Genomic DNA, 15,265 nt, shown 5'->3' with positions numbered 1-15,265 from the left:
TGAGGGACGGGTCCGACAATCCCGGCCGGGCCGCGCTCCGGCGGCTTCCGCCGAACGTCCCGTCCCCGGTCCGCGAGAGGCCCGGCCCCGCCGCCTGAGTGGCCCGTCCCGCCTCGCGAGTCGCCCGGCCCTACCGCCTGGCTGGCCCGTCCCGCCTCGCACGTCGCGCCCTGCCCCGGTCAGCGGCGCGGACGGCGCCCCCGGCCGGAAGGCCCCGAACCGTCGTCGTCCCGGTGGTCGCCCAGCAGTTCGTCCGCCAGCGTCGGCAGATCGTCCAGTGGGGTCTCCTCCGCCCAGTCGGGGCGCGGGCGCCGGGCACGCGGCTCCCGGCCGTCCCCGTGGCTCCGCGTCTCCTGCGGTCCGTTCGCGTGCGGGTCACCGATCTGCGGGAGCTCGCGCGTGCGCTCGTTCTCGCTCTCCGCCCCGGAACCGGCCGGGCGCTCGTCCCGGAAGATGCCCCGCGGCACCCGGTCGGCCGGATCCGCGTCGCGCACACCCCGGCCGTCGCGACCGTCACGCACACTCCGACCGTCACGGCCGTCATGGGCGTCCCGCACGTCCCGCACGTCACGTACCGGTGGGAGAACCGCCGTCTCGTCCGCGGCGCTCCCGGCACCGGGCCGGTCCGAAGGATCCTGGTACTTCGGCAGCATCGTCGTCTCGGCCTCGTCGGACCGCGAGGGCCTCTTCGTCGGCGAGGGCACCTGCTGCGTGATGTCGTTCGGGTCGACGATCGGCGTCGGCACGGTGATCTCGTTGTCCGGCACGGAAGCAGAGGCAGCCGCCTCCCGCCTGGCCGCCTCAGCCGCGGCGGCTGCCTCGGCCTCGGCCCGGCGGCGGGTCTCCTCGGCCCGCAGCAGCGCCTCCTCGGCGCGGCGCTGCTTCTCCAGCCGCGCCTCCTCGGCCTCCTTGCGCAGCCTGGCCTCCTCCTCGGCCTTCCTGCGCAGCCTGGCCTGCTCGGCCTCGCGGGCGGCCTCCTCGGCCTCCCGCTTGACCCGCTCCTCCTCGGCCCGCCGACGGGCTTCCTCGGCCCGCTGCCGGGCCTCCTCCGCCTGGCGTTCCGCCTCGCGCCTGCGTGCCTCCTCCAGCTCGCGGCGCTTGCGCTCCTCCTCCTCGGCACGGAGCTTGGCGAGCTGTTCCTGCCGCTCGCGCTCCAGCCGCTCCTCCTCCGCCTTCCGGGCCGCTTCCTCCTCGGCCTTGCGCCGGGCCTCCTCCTCGGCCTTCCGGCGCGCCTCCTCCTGGGCCTTGATCTCGGCCTCGGAGAGCGGGAGGAGCTGGTCGAGCCGGTGGCGCACGACCTTGCTGATCGCTTCCGGGTCCTGGCCGGCGTCCACCACCAGGTAGCGCGTCGGGTCGGCCGCGGCCAGGGTCAGGAATCCGGAACGCACCCGGGCGTGGAACTCCGGCGGCTCGGACTCCAGCCGGTCGGGCGCCTCGGTGAACCGTTCCCTCGCGGTCTCGGGGTCGACGTCCAGCAGCACGGTCAGGTGCGGTACGAGCCCGCTCGTCGCCCAACGCGAGATCCGGGCGATCTCGGTCGGCGAGAGATCACGGCCCGCGCCCTGGTAGGCGACGGACGAGTCGATGTAGCGGTCGGAGATGACGATCGCGCCCCGCTCCAGCGCCGGGCGGACGAGCGAGTCGACGTGCTCGGCGCGGTCGGCGGCGTACAGCAGTGCCTCGGCCCGGTTGGAGAGCCCGGCCGACGAGACGTCGAGCAGGATGGAACGCAACCGCTTGCCGACCGGGGTCGCACCCGGTTCCCGGGTGACCACGACCTCGTGGCCCTTGGCGCGGATCCACTCGGCGAGCACCTCGACCTGGGTGGACTTGCCCGCGCCGTCGCCGCCCTCCAGGGCCAGGAAGAACCCGGTCGCGGCGGGCGCGACATCCGGCTCGCCCCCGCGCAGTGCCTCGCGCAGGTCGCGGCGGAGCGGCACGCCGGAGCGGTCGTCCGTCTTGGCGAGGACGATCACGGCGACGGGCAGCAGCAGCGCGCCGATCAGCATCAGCGCGAAGGCGGCCCCGCCGTGGGCGAAGACGAAGGCCCCGGAAGCCAGCCGGTGGGCGCCGATCGCGGCGGACAGCAGCGGGCCGCCGAGCGCGCCGAGCCCGACGAGGAGCCGTACGACGGCCTGGAGGTGCTCCGTGGTCCTGGCCCGGCGGGGTTCCTCGGTCTCCTGGTCGATCAGGACATGGCCGGTGCGGGCGGCGACACCCGCCGCGTATCCGGCGAGCACCGTGATCAGCAGGACGGTCGCGGTGTCCGGCACCAGGCCCATGGCGAGGATCGCGATGCCGGTGACGGCGACGGCCAGCGCGAGCAGCCGACGCCGCGACAGCGTGGGCAGCACCTTCTCCGCGGTACGGATGCCGATGCAGGTGGCGCCGGTCAGACCGAGGATCAGCAGGGCGAAGGTGGCGGGCCCGCCGTCGAGCTCTCCGGCGTGCAGGGCGGCGACGGCCGCGACGGCGGCGATCGCTCCGGCGACGGCGGCCGAGGCGCCGACGAGCAGCGGCACGGCCCCGGTGCGGCCGCGGTCGGTCCCGCCGCCGGTCGACGGACGGCGCAGGCCCTCCAGCGGAGAGCGCGGGCGGGGCGTCTGCGAGCCGGGCAGCTGCAGGAAGTACAGGGTGGAGATCGAGGCCGAGAACAGTCCGGCCGCGACATACGAGCCGAGCGCCGCCTGATGGAGCGAGAACCATTCAAGGCCCGTGCCCAGCAGGTTGCCGACCAGCGTGGCGACCAGCAGGACGGCCGCCGCGACGGGGATCGCGGCGAAGTCGGTGCGCAGGGAGAGCCGGCGCAGTGCGTCGAGGTGGTCGGGGAGCGGGCGAACCGCGGCGCCCTCCGGGGGCGGGGCGGGCAGCAGCGCGGGGGCCGCGCCGTCCTTGGCCACCGTCCACAGGCGTTCGGCGCCGCCGACCAGGAAGACGGTGATGAGGATCATCATGAGTGCCTGCTCGGGCATCCAGTCGATCCACAGCGGTGCGACGACCAGCAGCGCGAGCCGGAACCCGTCCGTCCCGATCATCAGCCACCGCCGGTCCAGCGGCCCGCCCGGTGCCGTGAGCGCCGTCAGCGGCCCGAGGAGTACGGCTCCGAAGAGCAAGGTGGCAAGGATTCGGGCACCGAACACCGCGGCGACGGCGAACGCCGCCCCTCGGTACCCGGCTCCGAATGAGCCCTCCAGGACCGCCGCTTGCAGCGACATCAGCACCAGCACGAGAAGGGCGAGGGCATCGCCGATGCTTCCGACGAGCTGGGCGCTCCACAACCGCTTCAGCGGCGGGACACGCAACAGGGCTCGTACGGCGCGCTCGCGTGAGTCTGCGGCAAGTGTGTCGGAGGTGGGGCTCACGACCGTTGGCTGCTCGGCTCGCGTCATCCGCCCAGCCTATCCGGATCCCCGGGGTGCCCGGAGGCCCCGCCCGAACATGTGGACGCCGGGGCAGGACGAAGCGCTGTGCGAACGCCTCCGCCCGCCACGGCCACCGCCCCGCGCCGAAGCCGCCCCGCCGGAGCGGCTGGGCCATCGGCAGGGGACCGCCGGCACATTCGGGCCACCGTCCGGCACCGCACGAACCCGGCCGATCACACGGACGTAGCCATCCGCACGGGCCCGGCCAACCGCACATGCGGCGTCATCCGCGCGAACCGACGACCGCACGAACGGACCGGGACCGCCCATACGGGCCGGGACGCCCATACTGACCGGTTCGTCCACGCGAACGGACCGAGACGTCCGTACGCACCGAACCGAGGCATCCGCACGAACCGAGGCATCCGCACGAGCTGACCGGGGCGCGTGCACGGACCATGCCGTCCGTGCGAACGAACCGAGATGTCCGCGCTGTCGCGTTCAGCTCTCCGTGGAAGCAGCGGACGTCTTCGTCGCTGCGGCCGTCGTCTTCTTGGCGGTGGTCGCCTTCTTCGCCGCCGTCTTCTTCGTTGCGGTGGCCTTCTTGGCGGTGGTCGTCTTCTTGGCCGCCGTCTTCTTCACGGCTGCCTTCTTCGCCGGTGCCTTCTTCGCCGTCTTCTTCTTGGCGGGACCCTTGGCGCGCTTCTCGGCGAGGAGCTCGTAGCCGCGCTCCGGCGTGATCGTCTCGACGCTGTCGCCGGTCCGCAGCGTGGCGTTGGTCTCGCCGTCGGTGACGTACGGACCGAAGCGCCCGTCCTTCACCACGACCGGTGCCCCGCTCACCGGGTCGGTGCCCAGTTCCTTCAGCGGCGGCTTGGCGGCGGCACGGCCGCGCTGCTTGGGCTGGGCGTAGATCGCGAGGGCCTCTTCGAGCGTGATGTCGAAGAGCTGTTCCTCGGAGGTGAGCGAACGCGAGTCCGTGCCCTTCTTCAGGTACGGGCCGTAGCGGCCGTTCTGCGCGGTGATCTCGACACCCTCGGCGTCCTCGCCGACGACCCGCGGCAGCGACATCAGCCTGAGCGCGTCGGCCAGCGTGACCGTGTCCGGGGACATGGACTTGAAGAGCGAGGCCGTCCGCGGCTTCACCGCGTTCTTGCCGGTCTTCGGAGTGCCCTCGGGCAGCACCTCGGTGACGTACGGGCCGTAGCGGCCGTCCTTGGCGATGATCGGGTGCCCGGTGACCGGGTCCGTGCCGAGCTCGAAGTCACCGCTCGGCTTGGCCAGCAACTCCTCCGCGTACTCCACGGACAGCTCGTCGGGTGCCAGGTCCTCCGGCACGTCCGCGCGCTGGTGTCCCTCGGCGTCCTTCTCGCCGCGCTCGATGTACGGCCCGTACCGGCCGACGCGCAGCTTGATGTCGTTGCCGACGGGGAACGAGGAGATCTCCCGTGCGTCGATCGCGCCGAGGTCGGTGACGAGTTCCTTCAGGCCGCCGAGGTGGTCGCCGTCGCCGTTGCCCGCGTCCGAGGCCGCGCCCGCGCCGGCCACGTCGCCACCGTCACCGGCGCCGAAGTAGAAACGCTTCAGCCAGGGAACGGACTGGGCCTCGCCCCGCGCGATGCGGTCGAGGTCGTCCTCCATCTTCGCGGTGAAGTCGTAGTCGACGAGTCGGCCGAAGTGCTTCTCCAGCAGGTTGACCACGGCGAACGACAGGAAGGACGGGACGAGCGCCGTGCCCTTCTTGAAGACGTAGCCGCGGTCCAGGATCGTGCCGATGATCGAGGCGTACGTCGACGGGCGGCCGATCTCGCGCTCTTCGAGCTCCTTGACCAGCGAGGCCTCGGTGTAGCGGGCCGGCGGCTTGGTGGCGTGTCCGTCGACCGAGATCTCCTCGGCGGACAGCGCGTCGCCCTCGGTGACCTGCGGCAGGCGACGCTCACGGTCGTCGAGCTCGGCGTTGGGGTCGTCGGCGCCCTCGACATACGCCTTCATGAAGCCGTGGAAGGTGATCGTCTTGCCGGACGCGGAGAACTCGGCGTCCCGGCCGTCGCTCGCCCGGCCTCCGATCTTGACGGTGACGGAGTTGCCGACCGCGTCCTTCATCTGGGACGCGACGGTCCGCTTCCAGATCAGTTCGTAGAGCCGGAACTGGTCGCCGGTGAGGCCGGTCTCGGCGGGGGTGCGGAAACGGTCGCCGGAGGGGCGGATCGCCTCGTGCGCCTCCTGCGCGTTCTTGACCTTCCCGGCGTAGGTGCGCGGCCTGTCCGGCAGGTAGTCGGCACCGTACAACTGCGTGACCTGGGCCCGGGCCGCGGCGACCGCGGTGTCCGAGAGGGTCGTGGAGTCGGTACGCATATAGGTGATGAAGCCGTTCTCGTACAGCTTCTGCGCGACCTGCATGGTGGCCTTGGCCCCGAAGCCCAGCTTCCGGCTCGCCTCCTGCTGGAGGGTCGTCGTCCGGAACGGGGCGTACGGGGAGCGCCGGTACGGCTTCGACTCGACCGACCGCACGGCGAACGCGGTGTCGGCGAGGGCTGCGGCCAGGGCGCGGGCATTCGCCTCGTCCAGGTGCAGCACCTGGCCGGAGCCGGACTTGAGCCGGCCGTCCGGGCCGAAATCGCGGCCCTGGGCGACGCGGCGGCCGTCGACCGTGCTGAGGCGCGCGGCGAAGGACGACGGGTCGGAGGCGTCCGCGCGCCGCCCGCCACCACCGAACGTCCCGTTCGCGCCGGTTCCGGCTCCCGCCCCGGTTCCGGGGGAGAACGTTCCGGTCAGATCCCAGTACTCGGCGGAGCGGAAGGCGATGCGCTCGCGCTCCCGCTCGACGACGAGGCGGGTCGCCACGGACTGGACACGGCCGGCCGACAGGCGCGGCATGACCTTCTTCCACAGGACCGGCGAGACCTCGTAGCCGTAGAGCCGGTCGAGGATGCGGCGGGTCTCCTGGGCGTCGACCATGCGCTGGTTGAGCTCGCGCGGGTTGGCGACGGCGGCCCGGATCGCGTCCTTGGTGATCTCGTGGAAGACCATCCGGTGGACCGGGACCTTGGGCTTCAGGACTTCCTGCAGGTGCCACGCGATGGCTTCGCCCTCGCGGTCCTCATCGGTGGCGAGGAAGAGTTCGTCGGACTCGGCAAGAAGCTGCTTGAGCTTCCTGACCTGCGCTTTCTTGTCCGCATTGACGACGTATACGGGCTGGAAGTCGTGCTCGACGTCGACGCCGAGCCGACGGACCTCGCCGGTGTACTCGTCCGGGACCTCGGCGGCCCCGTTCGGCAGGTCGCGGATGTGCCCGACGCTCGCCTCGACGACATATCCGGGGCCGAGGTAGCCCTTGATCGTCTTCGCCTTGGCAGGCGACTCGACGATGACGAGTCGGCGGCCGCCCTGTGCGGTCTCGCTGGTCGGGGACAACTTCGCTCTTCTCTCCGGTCGACGCTCGGTGGGCATCCGGGCAGCGGTGTGGCGCTGCCGACGGTGCTGTCGCTGCGGAGTGTGACGGTACAGCCCGCCCCCGTGTCAAACGGCAAAAGCCCGCAACGGCCACTCGAACGGTAACCCGACTCCCGGCATTCCTGCCGCCCGGAGTACCCGGTCCGCCATGTGCACGGCTGCCGCCTGCCGGTTTCCCGCGCGGTGTGGCGGCGACCCGGGCATCCGCGGGTGTCCGCCGCGGGACGCGGGCGCTCCGGGCGTGTTTCCCGCCCTGACCTGCCGGGCCCGAGGCTCCTCACCGGAATCGGCACGCCCCGGCGGGCCCGCGCCGTCCAGTCGGGACCCGCACCATCCGGCGGGCCGCACGATCCGGTCGGAAGTGGATCAGATGCGGGTGAAGCACCACACACCGAGGACGAGAAAAAGTACGCCGAACACAGTGGCGACAGCGGCGGAAGCGACGGGGCTCACACCATGTGCCACCGGCGCACCATGCCGCACACGTGTCCCCGTCCACAGCAGCAGCGCGGCGCCGAACAGCGCGAACACCGTTCCTGCGAGGACCGCGGGTCCGCTCTCCATGTCCGTACGCCTCCCTGATCCCTGCGCGGCCGGGGCCCGTGCCCGTCCGGTCATGGGGGAGGCTGCCACCCCGGGGCGTCGCGGACGCGAACCCCGGGTGAATGGCCGGATTCGCACAGCGCCACGACGTGACCCATCGGCCCAACCGGAACGTGTGCGCCGTCGGCGAATCACGTGGCGCCGCGCATGAAGCCGCTGATGGCCAGGGTGCTCCTCACGCACGCGGGCACGCCCCCGAACCGGAACGGACTCCGATCGGAAGTCTCGGAGAAGACAGCCGGGCACCCGCGGGCGGAGGCCGGCACGCGTCCCCGCACAGATGCCGACACACGCTCTCGGGCAGATGCCGGGGCCTCCGCTTCATCCCCCTTCAGGACCGCGGCTCCACCCCTCTTCGGACTTCAGAACCGCGGCTCCACCCCCTTCGCACTTCAGAACCGCGGCTCCACCTCTTTCACACTTCAGAACCGCGGCTTCACCGTCAGACGGCCGACGGCGGCACCGGCTCCAGAAAGCCCTCTTCCACCAGCAACCGGATCGCCTGCGGCGTGCGGTCGCGCAGCAGCACCGGGTCCTCGTTCATCAACTGGGCGATGGCGTCAAGGATCCGGCCTGCGGGAAGTGTCCCGTCGCACACACCGGCGAAGCCCGCGCCGACGGCGTCGACCTTCGTCGCCCGCCGCATTCCACGGTTCTGACGGAGCACCACATGTTCGGGATCCTCGGCGCCCGGCAGCCCGACCTGCTCCTGCACGACCTCGGCGGCCAGTGTGAAGCGCCCGGCCAGCAGCGCCGCGTCGTCCTGCTCCCGGAGGAAGTCCTGGCGGGCGAAGTGGGCCCGGACGGCCGGTCCGAGCGGCTGTTCCACCGCGTGCGGCCACTCCTCCACCACGATGGACGGCTTCCCCGCGGCAGCCGCGGCGGACTTTCTCAGGGTGATCCAGCCGAAGCCGACGCCCTTGGTCCTACGGGCCTCGAACTCGTCCAGCCAGGCGTCGTACCGGGTCGCGTACTCGGAGGGGTCCGTGCGGTGGTCACCGCTGTCGCGCAGCCACAGCTCCACGTACTGCGTGACGTCCTGCACCTCGCGCTGCACGATCCAGGCGTCGCAGCCGTGCGGCACCCAGGAACTCAGCCGGTTCTGCCATTCCTCGCCCTCCACGTGCTGCCAGTTGGCCAGGAAGTGGGCGTATCCGCCCTCGTTGAGCCGGTCGCCGGACTGCTGCACCAGGGTCCGGCACAGGTCGTCGCCGCCCATACCGCCGTCACGGTAGGTGAGACGCGCGCCGGGCGAGATGACGAAGGGCGGGTTGGAGACGATCAGGTCGTACGTCTCCGTACCGACCGGCTCGTACAGGGAGCCCAGTCGCAGTTCCGCCTCGGGGGCCCCGGACAGGGCGAGTGTCAGTCGAGTGAACTCCAGCGCACGGGGGTTGAGGTCGGTGGCCGTGACCCGGGTGGCGTGCTGGGAGGCGTGCAGCGCCTGGATACCGGAGCCCGAGCCGACGTCGAGCGCGGAGGCGACCGGCGTGCGGACGGTGATCCCGGCGAGCGTGGTGGACGCCCCGCCGACACCGAGCACCACGCCCTCCTCGTGCGAGCCGATCCCGCCCGCGCCGCCGACCGCGCAGCCGAGGTCGGAGACGATGTACCAGTCCTGCCCCTCGGGCCCGCCGTACGGTCGTACGTCGACCGCTGCCCGCACCTCGTCGCCGGTACGGATCACCCAGCCGTCCTCGACGCACTCCGCCAGTGGGAGCGCGGCACGGGCCCGTTCGTACGGAACGGGGTGCTGCAACAGGAACAACCGCACCAGCGTGTCGAGCGGGGACACCCCCCGGGTGGCCCGCAGTGCCGGAACCGTCTCGCTGCGTGCGAGCGCGGCGTAGGCGGGCGCGCCGAGCAGGTCGAGGAGCCCGTCGGCGGTGAAGTCGGCGGCAAGCAGGGCTGCGCGGAGCCGGGGTGAACGGTCGGGCACGGGGAGGCTGGTGGTACTCACCTCACCATTGTGTCCGCTCACACGGACAACGGCAGCGGCCCGGTACCCACCGGTGCCTCAGCGCCCGGACCGCGAAGGGCCGCGCCGATCGGTGCGACGCGCGCTTCCCCCGTCGCACCCCTCCCCCGTCGCTCTCGTCGCCCCCCCCGTCGCCCCCGTCGACCTTGTTTCCCCGGCGCCCGGTCACGCCTTCTTGCTGGGCGAGGCGGGCTGCGACGGGGCGGTCGTTTCGGGGGACGTGGTCTGCGGCGCCGAGGCCGTCGGCTTCTGGCAGCCCTTCTGCTTCGCCATCGCGGTGCCGACCTCACCGGACTGAAGCTTCTTCAGCGCCTTGTCGCCACTCGTGCTGATCTTGTTCAGTTCGTCCGCGATGCCCTTGAGGCCGTCGGCGAACTTCGCCTGGTCCTTCGTGTCGAGGGCATCGACCTTCGTCTGGAGGTTGGCGTACGCCGTGGACGAGGCGTTGAGCTCCTTCACGGCCTCCTTCTGCGTGGTCTCGCCGTCGTCCACCGGCGGCGGGCCCGCCGAGTCGACAGCGGCGCCCAGCGCCTTGTACGCCTGCGAGATCTGCTGGAAGGCTGTCGAGTCGGTCTTCTGGACGTCGACGGGCTTGCTGTTGTCGGCGGTCTGCTGCTGGATGGCGGCGTTGGCGTTCGCGATCTTCTGCAGTTGGGGCTGAACCTGGTCGCAGACCGTCTTGGCCCAGTCGTTCACCTTGTCGCTGTTGTCGTCGTCGCCGCCGCAGCCCGACAGCGTCAATACCAGTACCGCGCCGCCGGACAGCGCGGCCGCAAACTTCTTGTTCACCGGATCGGTCCCTTCCAAGGCTCTCGGCCCCGGAACTTACACGCCGGACGCCCTCCATCCGGGTGCCGGACGTCCGATGGATAGCCTTTTGCAGCCATTTGCACCAAGGGAAATGAGGGAGATACAACTCACCCGCACGGCCCTCAAGGTGAGGGAACACCTGATCCGGCAAGCACCCGAAGGAACGTATCCGCAACGGCGGCTCACGGACGGCACGGCGTACGACCGGAAATGAAACCCGATCAGCCGCACACGGTCGAAACCCCGCCCCGCCACCCCGGCCACACCCCGCCCTCCTCAAGCCTCACCTCCGACCACCGACTCCGACCACCGGCTCCGGCCGGCACCTCCGACCACCGCTTCACGGAACGGTCGCCCGGCCCGGCCGGGCGGGCCCACCGCCGCTGCTCCTGCCGCCCGGGCCCTCGCCGTCCTCCACGGCAACCCCCCGCCGCTTGGAGACACGGACCGCGCAGACGATGACGACGACGGCGAACACCGCCGCCCCTGCCCGGATGCCCGGGCTCGCTTCCTGCCCGTAGCTGAACCGCACGACCGCCGGGGCGATGAGCAGCGCGACCAGGTTCATCACCTTGAGCAAAGGGTTGATGGCCGGCCCCGCCGTGTCCTTGAACGGGTCACCGACCGTGTCACCGATGACGGTCGCGGCATGGGCCTCGCTGCCCTTCCCGCCGTACCGGCCGTCCTCGACGAGCTTCTTTGCGTTGTCCCACGCACCGCCGGAGTTGGCGAGGAAGACGGCCATCAGCGTGCCCGCGCCGATGGCGCCCGCGAGGTAGGAGCCGAGCGGCCCGACCCCGAGCGCGAACCCGACCGCGATCGGTGCCAGGACGGCGAGCAGGCCCGGCGTGGCGAGTTCGCGCAGGGCGTCCTTGGTACAGATGTCGACGACACGTCCGTACTCCGGCTTCTCACCGCGGTCCATGATTCCGGGGTGCTCGCGGAACTGTCGCCTCACCTCGTGGACCACCGAGCCTGCCGAACGGGACACCGCGTTGATCGCCAGCCCGGCGAAGAGGAAGACGACCGCCGCACCGAGCATCAGGCCCACCAGGTTGTTGGGCTGCGAGATATCCAGGCTGAGGGTCATTCCCCCGGACCCGGGCCCGGCCCCGACCTCGGTCCCGATACCGGCCCCAGTTCCTGCCCCGGCCCCCACATCATCGACAGCTCCGGCGATCGCGTCGCGGTACGAACCGAAGAGCGCCGACGCCGCCAGGACCGCGGTGGCGATGGCGATGCCCTTGGTGATGGCCTTCGTGGTGTTGCCGACGGCATCCAGATCGGTGAGGACCTGGGCACCCGCACCCGTGACGTCACCGGACATCTCCGCGATTCCCTGTGCGTTGTCGGAGACCGGACCGAAGGTGTCCATGGCCACGATGACACCGACGGTCGTGAGCAGTCCGGTACCTGCCAGGGCCACCGCGAAGAGCGCCAGCGTGATCGATGTGCCGCCGAGCAGGAACGCCCCGTAGACGCTCAGAGCGATCAGCATCGCCGTGTAGACGGCGGACTCCATCCCGAGGGACACACCGGCGAGTACGACAGTGGCCGGGCCGGTCAGGGAGGACTTGCCGATGTCCGTGACCGGGCGCCGGTTCGTCCCGGTGAAGTAGCCGGTCAGCTGCTGGATCAGGGCGGCCAGCACGATGCCGATCGCGACGGCGACCAGAACGAAGATCCGCGGGTCGCCGCCGTGCGAGGTGATGGCACGGTCGGTGACCCCGCCCAGGTCCGCGTACGAGGAAGGAAGGCGGACGAAGACGCTCACGGCCACCAGCACCAGCGAGATCACGGCGGAGACGAAGAAGCCCCGGTTGATCGCCGTCATTCCGCTGCGGTCGGCACGCCTCGGCGACACGGCGAAGATGCCGACCATCGCCGCGACCACGCCGACCGCCGGAATGATCAACGGGAGGGCCAGGCCGAGATCACCGAAGGCGGCCTCGCCCAGGATCAGCGCGGCCACGAGTGTCACGGCGTACGACTCGAAGAGGTCGGCCGCCATGCCCGCGCAGTCGCCGACGTTGTCGCCGACATTGTCGGCGATGGTCGCGGCGTTACGCGGATCGTCCTCCGGAATTCCCTGCTCGACCTTTCCGACGAGGTCGGCACCGACATCCGCGGCCTTGGTGAAGATACCGCCGCCGACACGCATGAACATGGCAATCAACGCGGCGCCGAGGCCGAAGCCCTCCAGCACCTTCGGCGCGTCGGCGGAATAGACGAGCACGACGCAGGAGGCACCGAGCAGACCGAGCCCCACGGTGATCATGCCGACCACGCCACCCGTACGAAAGGCGATTCTCATCGCTTGGTGCGAAACAGCGGTGAGATCTTTCTCCGGTTCGCCCTCTTCCGGCGTCGCCTCTCGTGCAGCGGCGGCCACACGAACATTGCTGCGCACGGCGAGGCGCATTCCGATGTACCCGGTGGCGGCCGAGAAGAGCGCGCCCACCAGAAAGAACAACGAGCGGCCCGCACGCTGCGCCCAGTCGTCGGCCGGAAGCAGCAGAAGCAGGCAGAAGACCAGCGCGGCAAAGACACCGACGGTGCGCAGCTGACGGGCCAGATACGCGTGTGCGCCTTCCTGGACGGCGGCCGCGATTTCCTTCATACGGTCGGTCCCCTCACCGGCCGCCAGCACCTGCCGCGCCAGCAACCGGGCGACGACCAGCGCGGCGACGGCGACAACCGCGACACCGATCACGATGACGCGATTGGCCTCGGTGAGTGTCGCGGCCGCGAGAGTCTCGGGCCGGGCCATGAGGGCGGAGAGTGCGGTTTCTTGCGCCGGTCCCGGAACGGGGACACCGAAGAACTCCGCCATACGTCCTCCTCAACGCTCAGCACTCAGGACGTGGACGGGATGTACGGGCAACGCAAGCCGATCAAAGCAGCAGTCCGCAGACGCAATTGGCCCGCATGACCGGACAGCCGAGAGATCGACCCGCAGATCACTCCGAATGCAGTAAGGAGGCAGGCAGGCCATCCGCGGATCGCCGACCTCCGCGGAAAGAAGCAGATCGCCGCCCCCGCGTAAAGAAAAAGGCCCTGCTGAGCAGGGCCTCAAAAGACGAATACAGAAAATGATCCGGCACAGCACCCGAACGGCCCCGGGCAGACGGACCTGCGCGGACGGGCCACCGCCCGAACGCCCCGGACGCCGATGCCGCCTGCGGCGGCATCCATCACGTCCACGGCATCCACGTCATATCCACGGCATCCGCCGCATCCGCGAGCCTCAGGGAAGCACGGTCACGGGCGACTTCGGCCAGGTCATCCGGATCACTCCGCCGTTGACGCCCGATCTGACTTCCACATCGTCGACGAGACCGCTGATGACCGCGAGCCCCATCTCGTCCTCACCGTCGGCACCGGGCTCTGGCTCCGGCTCGTCGAGGCCCGCACCGGACGCGGCACCGCGTGTCGCGGCCGCTCCGCCGGGAACGGGTTCGGCGCCCGATCCGGGCAGCTTGTCCCCGACCTCGATGGAGAACGACTTCTCCTCCTCGGTCAGGGCAACGGAGACGGGAGCGGTAATGCCATGGCTCCGGTGCAGCCCGACCGCACGACTGCAGGCTTCGCCGACGGCGAGCCGGACTTCGTCGAGCACGGCTTCATCGACGCCTGCCCGGCGCGCGACGGCGGCTGCGACGAGGCGCGCCGTCCTGACGTGTTCGGGCTGGGCACTGAAGCGGAGTTCAACGGTGGCCATGTGATCCCCTCAGACGTACGGACGTGCATCCCGAGGACCCGAGCACGCTGCCCGTCGCCCCGGCTCTACTTCCGGTGTTCCTCCGGTCTTCACTCCGACCGTCACCCGGCTTCCTCCCAGCACTCTTCCGGTGTTCTTCCGGCGGTCCTCCGGCCTATGCCCGGTAGTAGGCCGATACCCGGCCCGCCGAACGTTCACCGAACCTTCTTCCAGCGGCTGTCCGTCCGGCCGTCCGGTCCGGCTCTTCGCCCGACTCCGGTTGTCCGTCCGGAACCGGCGAATACGTCGGTCGGCCGGTCCGGCCGTCCACCCCGGGCGACCGACACCACTGCTGTGCGCCGCCCGCCCCGAGGCCCCGACCGGCACCTCGGCCGATGTCCTGACTGACACCCCGGCCAATGTGCTGACCGACGCTTCGGCCGATGCCCTGCCGAGAAGCAGTCCGACGTACACACATCCGACTGCCCGCACAACCAGACATCGAACAACAGACCGAACGACTGCCGGGCAAACACCCACCGAATACCCGGCCGGCACTTCACCCGTTACTGCACCCGGTACTTCACCCAGTACTTCAGTTGGTACGCAACAGCCCGGACCAACAGCTTTCCGGCCCGGTCCCGGGCTCCGGCCCTGTCGAGGCACCCGACCGCTCGGTTCCCCGACCACAGCCGACGGCCCGACCACGGACGCCCGGCCGAACGTCCGCCACCCGCCGTCCGTCCATCGGCAGACGGCCGAACGGCAGACGACCGACGGCAGGCTTCCAACGGCCACATCCGTCTGACACAGGCCGCCCGGCGGCCTGCCGGTACGCGGACCGTGCCCCGGACCGGTCATCGACCGGATCCGGACGCCGGTTCCGGGTCGGATGCGGGCACCGAGGCACCGGGATACAGACCCCGGCGCATCGCGTGCGAACCCGATGGGCCGGGCGACGGCCGCGGCCTCAGTCGGTGGCCGCAACCGCCTCGTCGACCGTGGTGTGGATCGGGAACACCTTGGTCAGACCGGTGATCCGGAAGATCTTGAGAATGCGCTCCTGATTGCAGACGAGACGCAGCGAGCCCTCATGGGCCCGGACGCGCTTCAGGCCACCCACGAGCACGCCGAGACCGGTGGAGTCGAGGAAGTCGACGCCTTCCATGTCGACAACCAGGTGGTAGCTGCCGTCATTCACCAACTCGACCAACTGCTCGCGCAGCTTGGGCGCGGTATACACATCAATCTCGCCACCGACCTCGACGACCGTACGGTCGCCACCAGGGCCGGACACATTGCGAGTCGACAAGGACAGGTCCACGGATCCTCCAGCACCTTGCTATCGAGCGGTCGCCC

General features: G+C 70.8%; 8 protein-coding genes. All 8 read right to left on the bottom strand.

What is annotated here, in order from left to right; translation table 11 throughout:
* Positions 1-179 precede the first annotated feature (179 nt).
* The 8 genes from tmk to ACF1CT_RS23975 all read right to left on the bottom strand — a co-directional run bounded on the left by tmk (position 180) and on the right by ACF1CT_RS23975 (position 15,230).
* Positions 180-3,389, bottom strand: coding sequence for a dTMP kinase (gene tmk / locus ACF1CT_RS24010; RefSeq protein ID WP_391785974.1), 3,210 nt, complete (start codon positions 3,387-3,389; stop codon positions 180-182).
* 474 nt (positions 3,390-3,863) lie between these two features.
* Positions 3,864-6,776: a type I DNA topoisomerase gene (topA, locus tag ACF1CT_RS24005; protein ID WP_391785973.1), complete on the bottom strand. Its 2,913-nt coding sequence runs from the start codon at positions 6,774-6,776 to the stop codon at positions 3,864-3,866.
* A 405-nt stretch (positions 6,777-7,181) separates the two neighbouring features.
* Complete coding sequence (locus tag ACF1CT_RS24000; RefSeq protein WP_391785972.1) at positions 7,182-7,379, bottom strand: hypothetical protein; 198 nt, start codon at positions 7,377-7,379, stop codon at positions 7,182-7,184.
* 481 nt (positions 7,380-7,860) lie between these two features.
* Positions 7,861-9,378: a methyltransferase gene (locus ACF1CT_RS23995; RefSeq protein WP_391785971.1), complete on the bottom strand. Its 1,518-nt coding sequence runs from the start codon at positions 9,376-9,378 to the stop codon at positions 7,861-7,863.
* Between the two features lie 183 nt (positions 9,379-9,561).
* The gene (locus ACF1CT_RS23990; RefSeq protein WP_391785970.1) at positions 9,562-10,185 is read right to left on the bottom strand and encodes a small secreted protein; all 624 of its coding nucleotides are present in this window, start codon (positions 10,183-10,185) and stop codon (positions 9,562-9,564) included.
* A 361-nt stretch (positions 10,186-10,546) separates the two neighbouring features.
* Positions 10,547-13,039: a sodium-translocating pyrophosphatase gene (locus ACF1CT_RS23985; protein WP_391785969.1), complete on the bottom strand. Its 2,493-nt coding sequence runs from the start codon at positions 13,037-13,039 to the stop codon at positions 10,547-10,549.
* A 414-nt stretch (positions 13,040-13,453) separates the two neighbouring features.
* Positions 13,454-13,927: an ATP-binding protein gene (locus tag ACF1CT_RS23980; RefSeq protein WP_391785968.1), complete on the bottom strand. Its 474-nt coding sequence runs from the start codon at positions 13,925-13,927 to the stop codon at positions 13,454-13,456.
* Between the two features lie 949 nt (positions 13,928-14,876).
* Positions 14,877-15,230 carry an STAS domain-containing protein gene (locus tag ACF1CT_RS23975; RefSeq protein WP_003967428.1) on the bottom strand — a complete coding sequence of 118 codons (354 nt, stop codon included), beginning with the start codon at positions 15,228-15,230 and terminating at the stop codon, positions 14,877-14,879.
* Positions 15,231-15,265: the final 35 nt, after the last annotated feature.

It is taken from the genome of Streptomyces sp. NPDC014734 (genome assembly GCF_043083325.1).
Classification (GTDB): Bacteria; Actinomycetota; Actinomycetes; order Streptomycetales; family Streptomycetaceae; genus Streptomyces.
The sequence above is the reverse complement of the archived record's forward strand: the minus strand, read 5'-3'. Positions and strand labels throughout refer to the sequence as shown.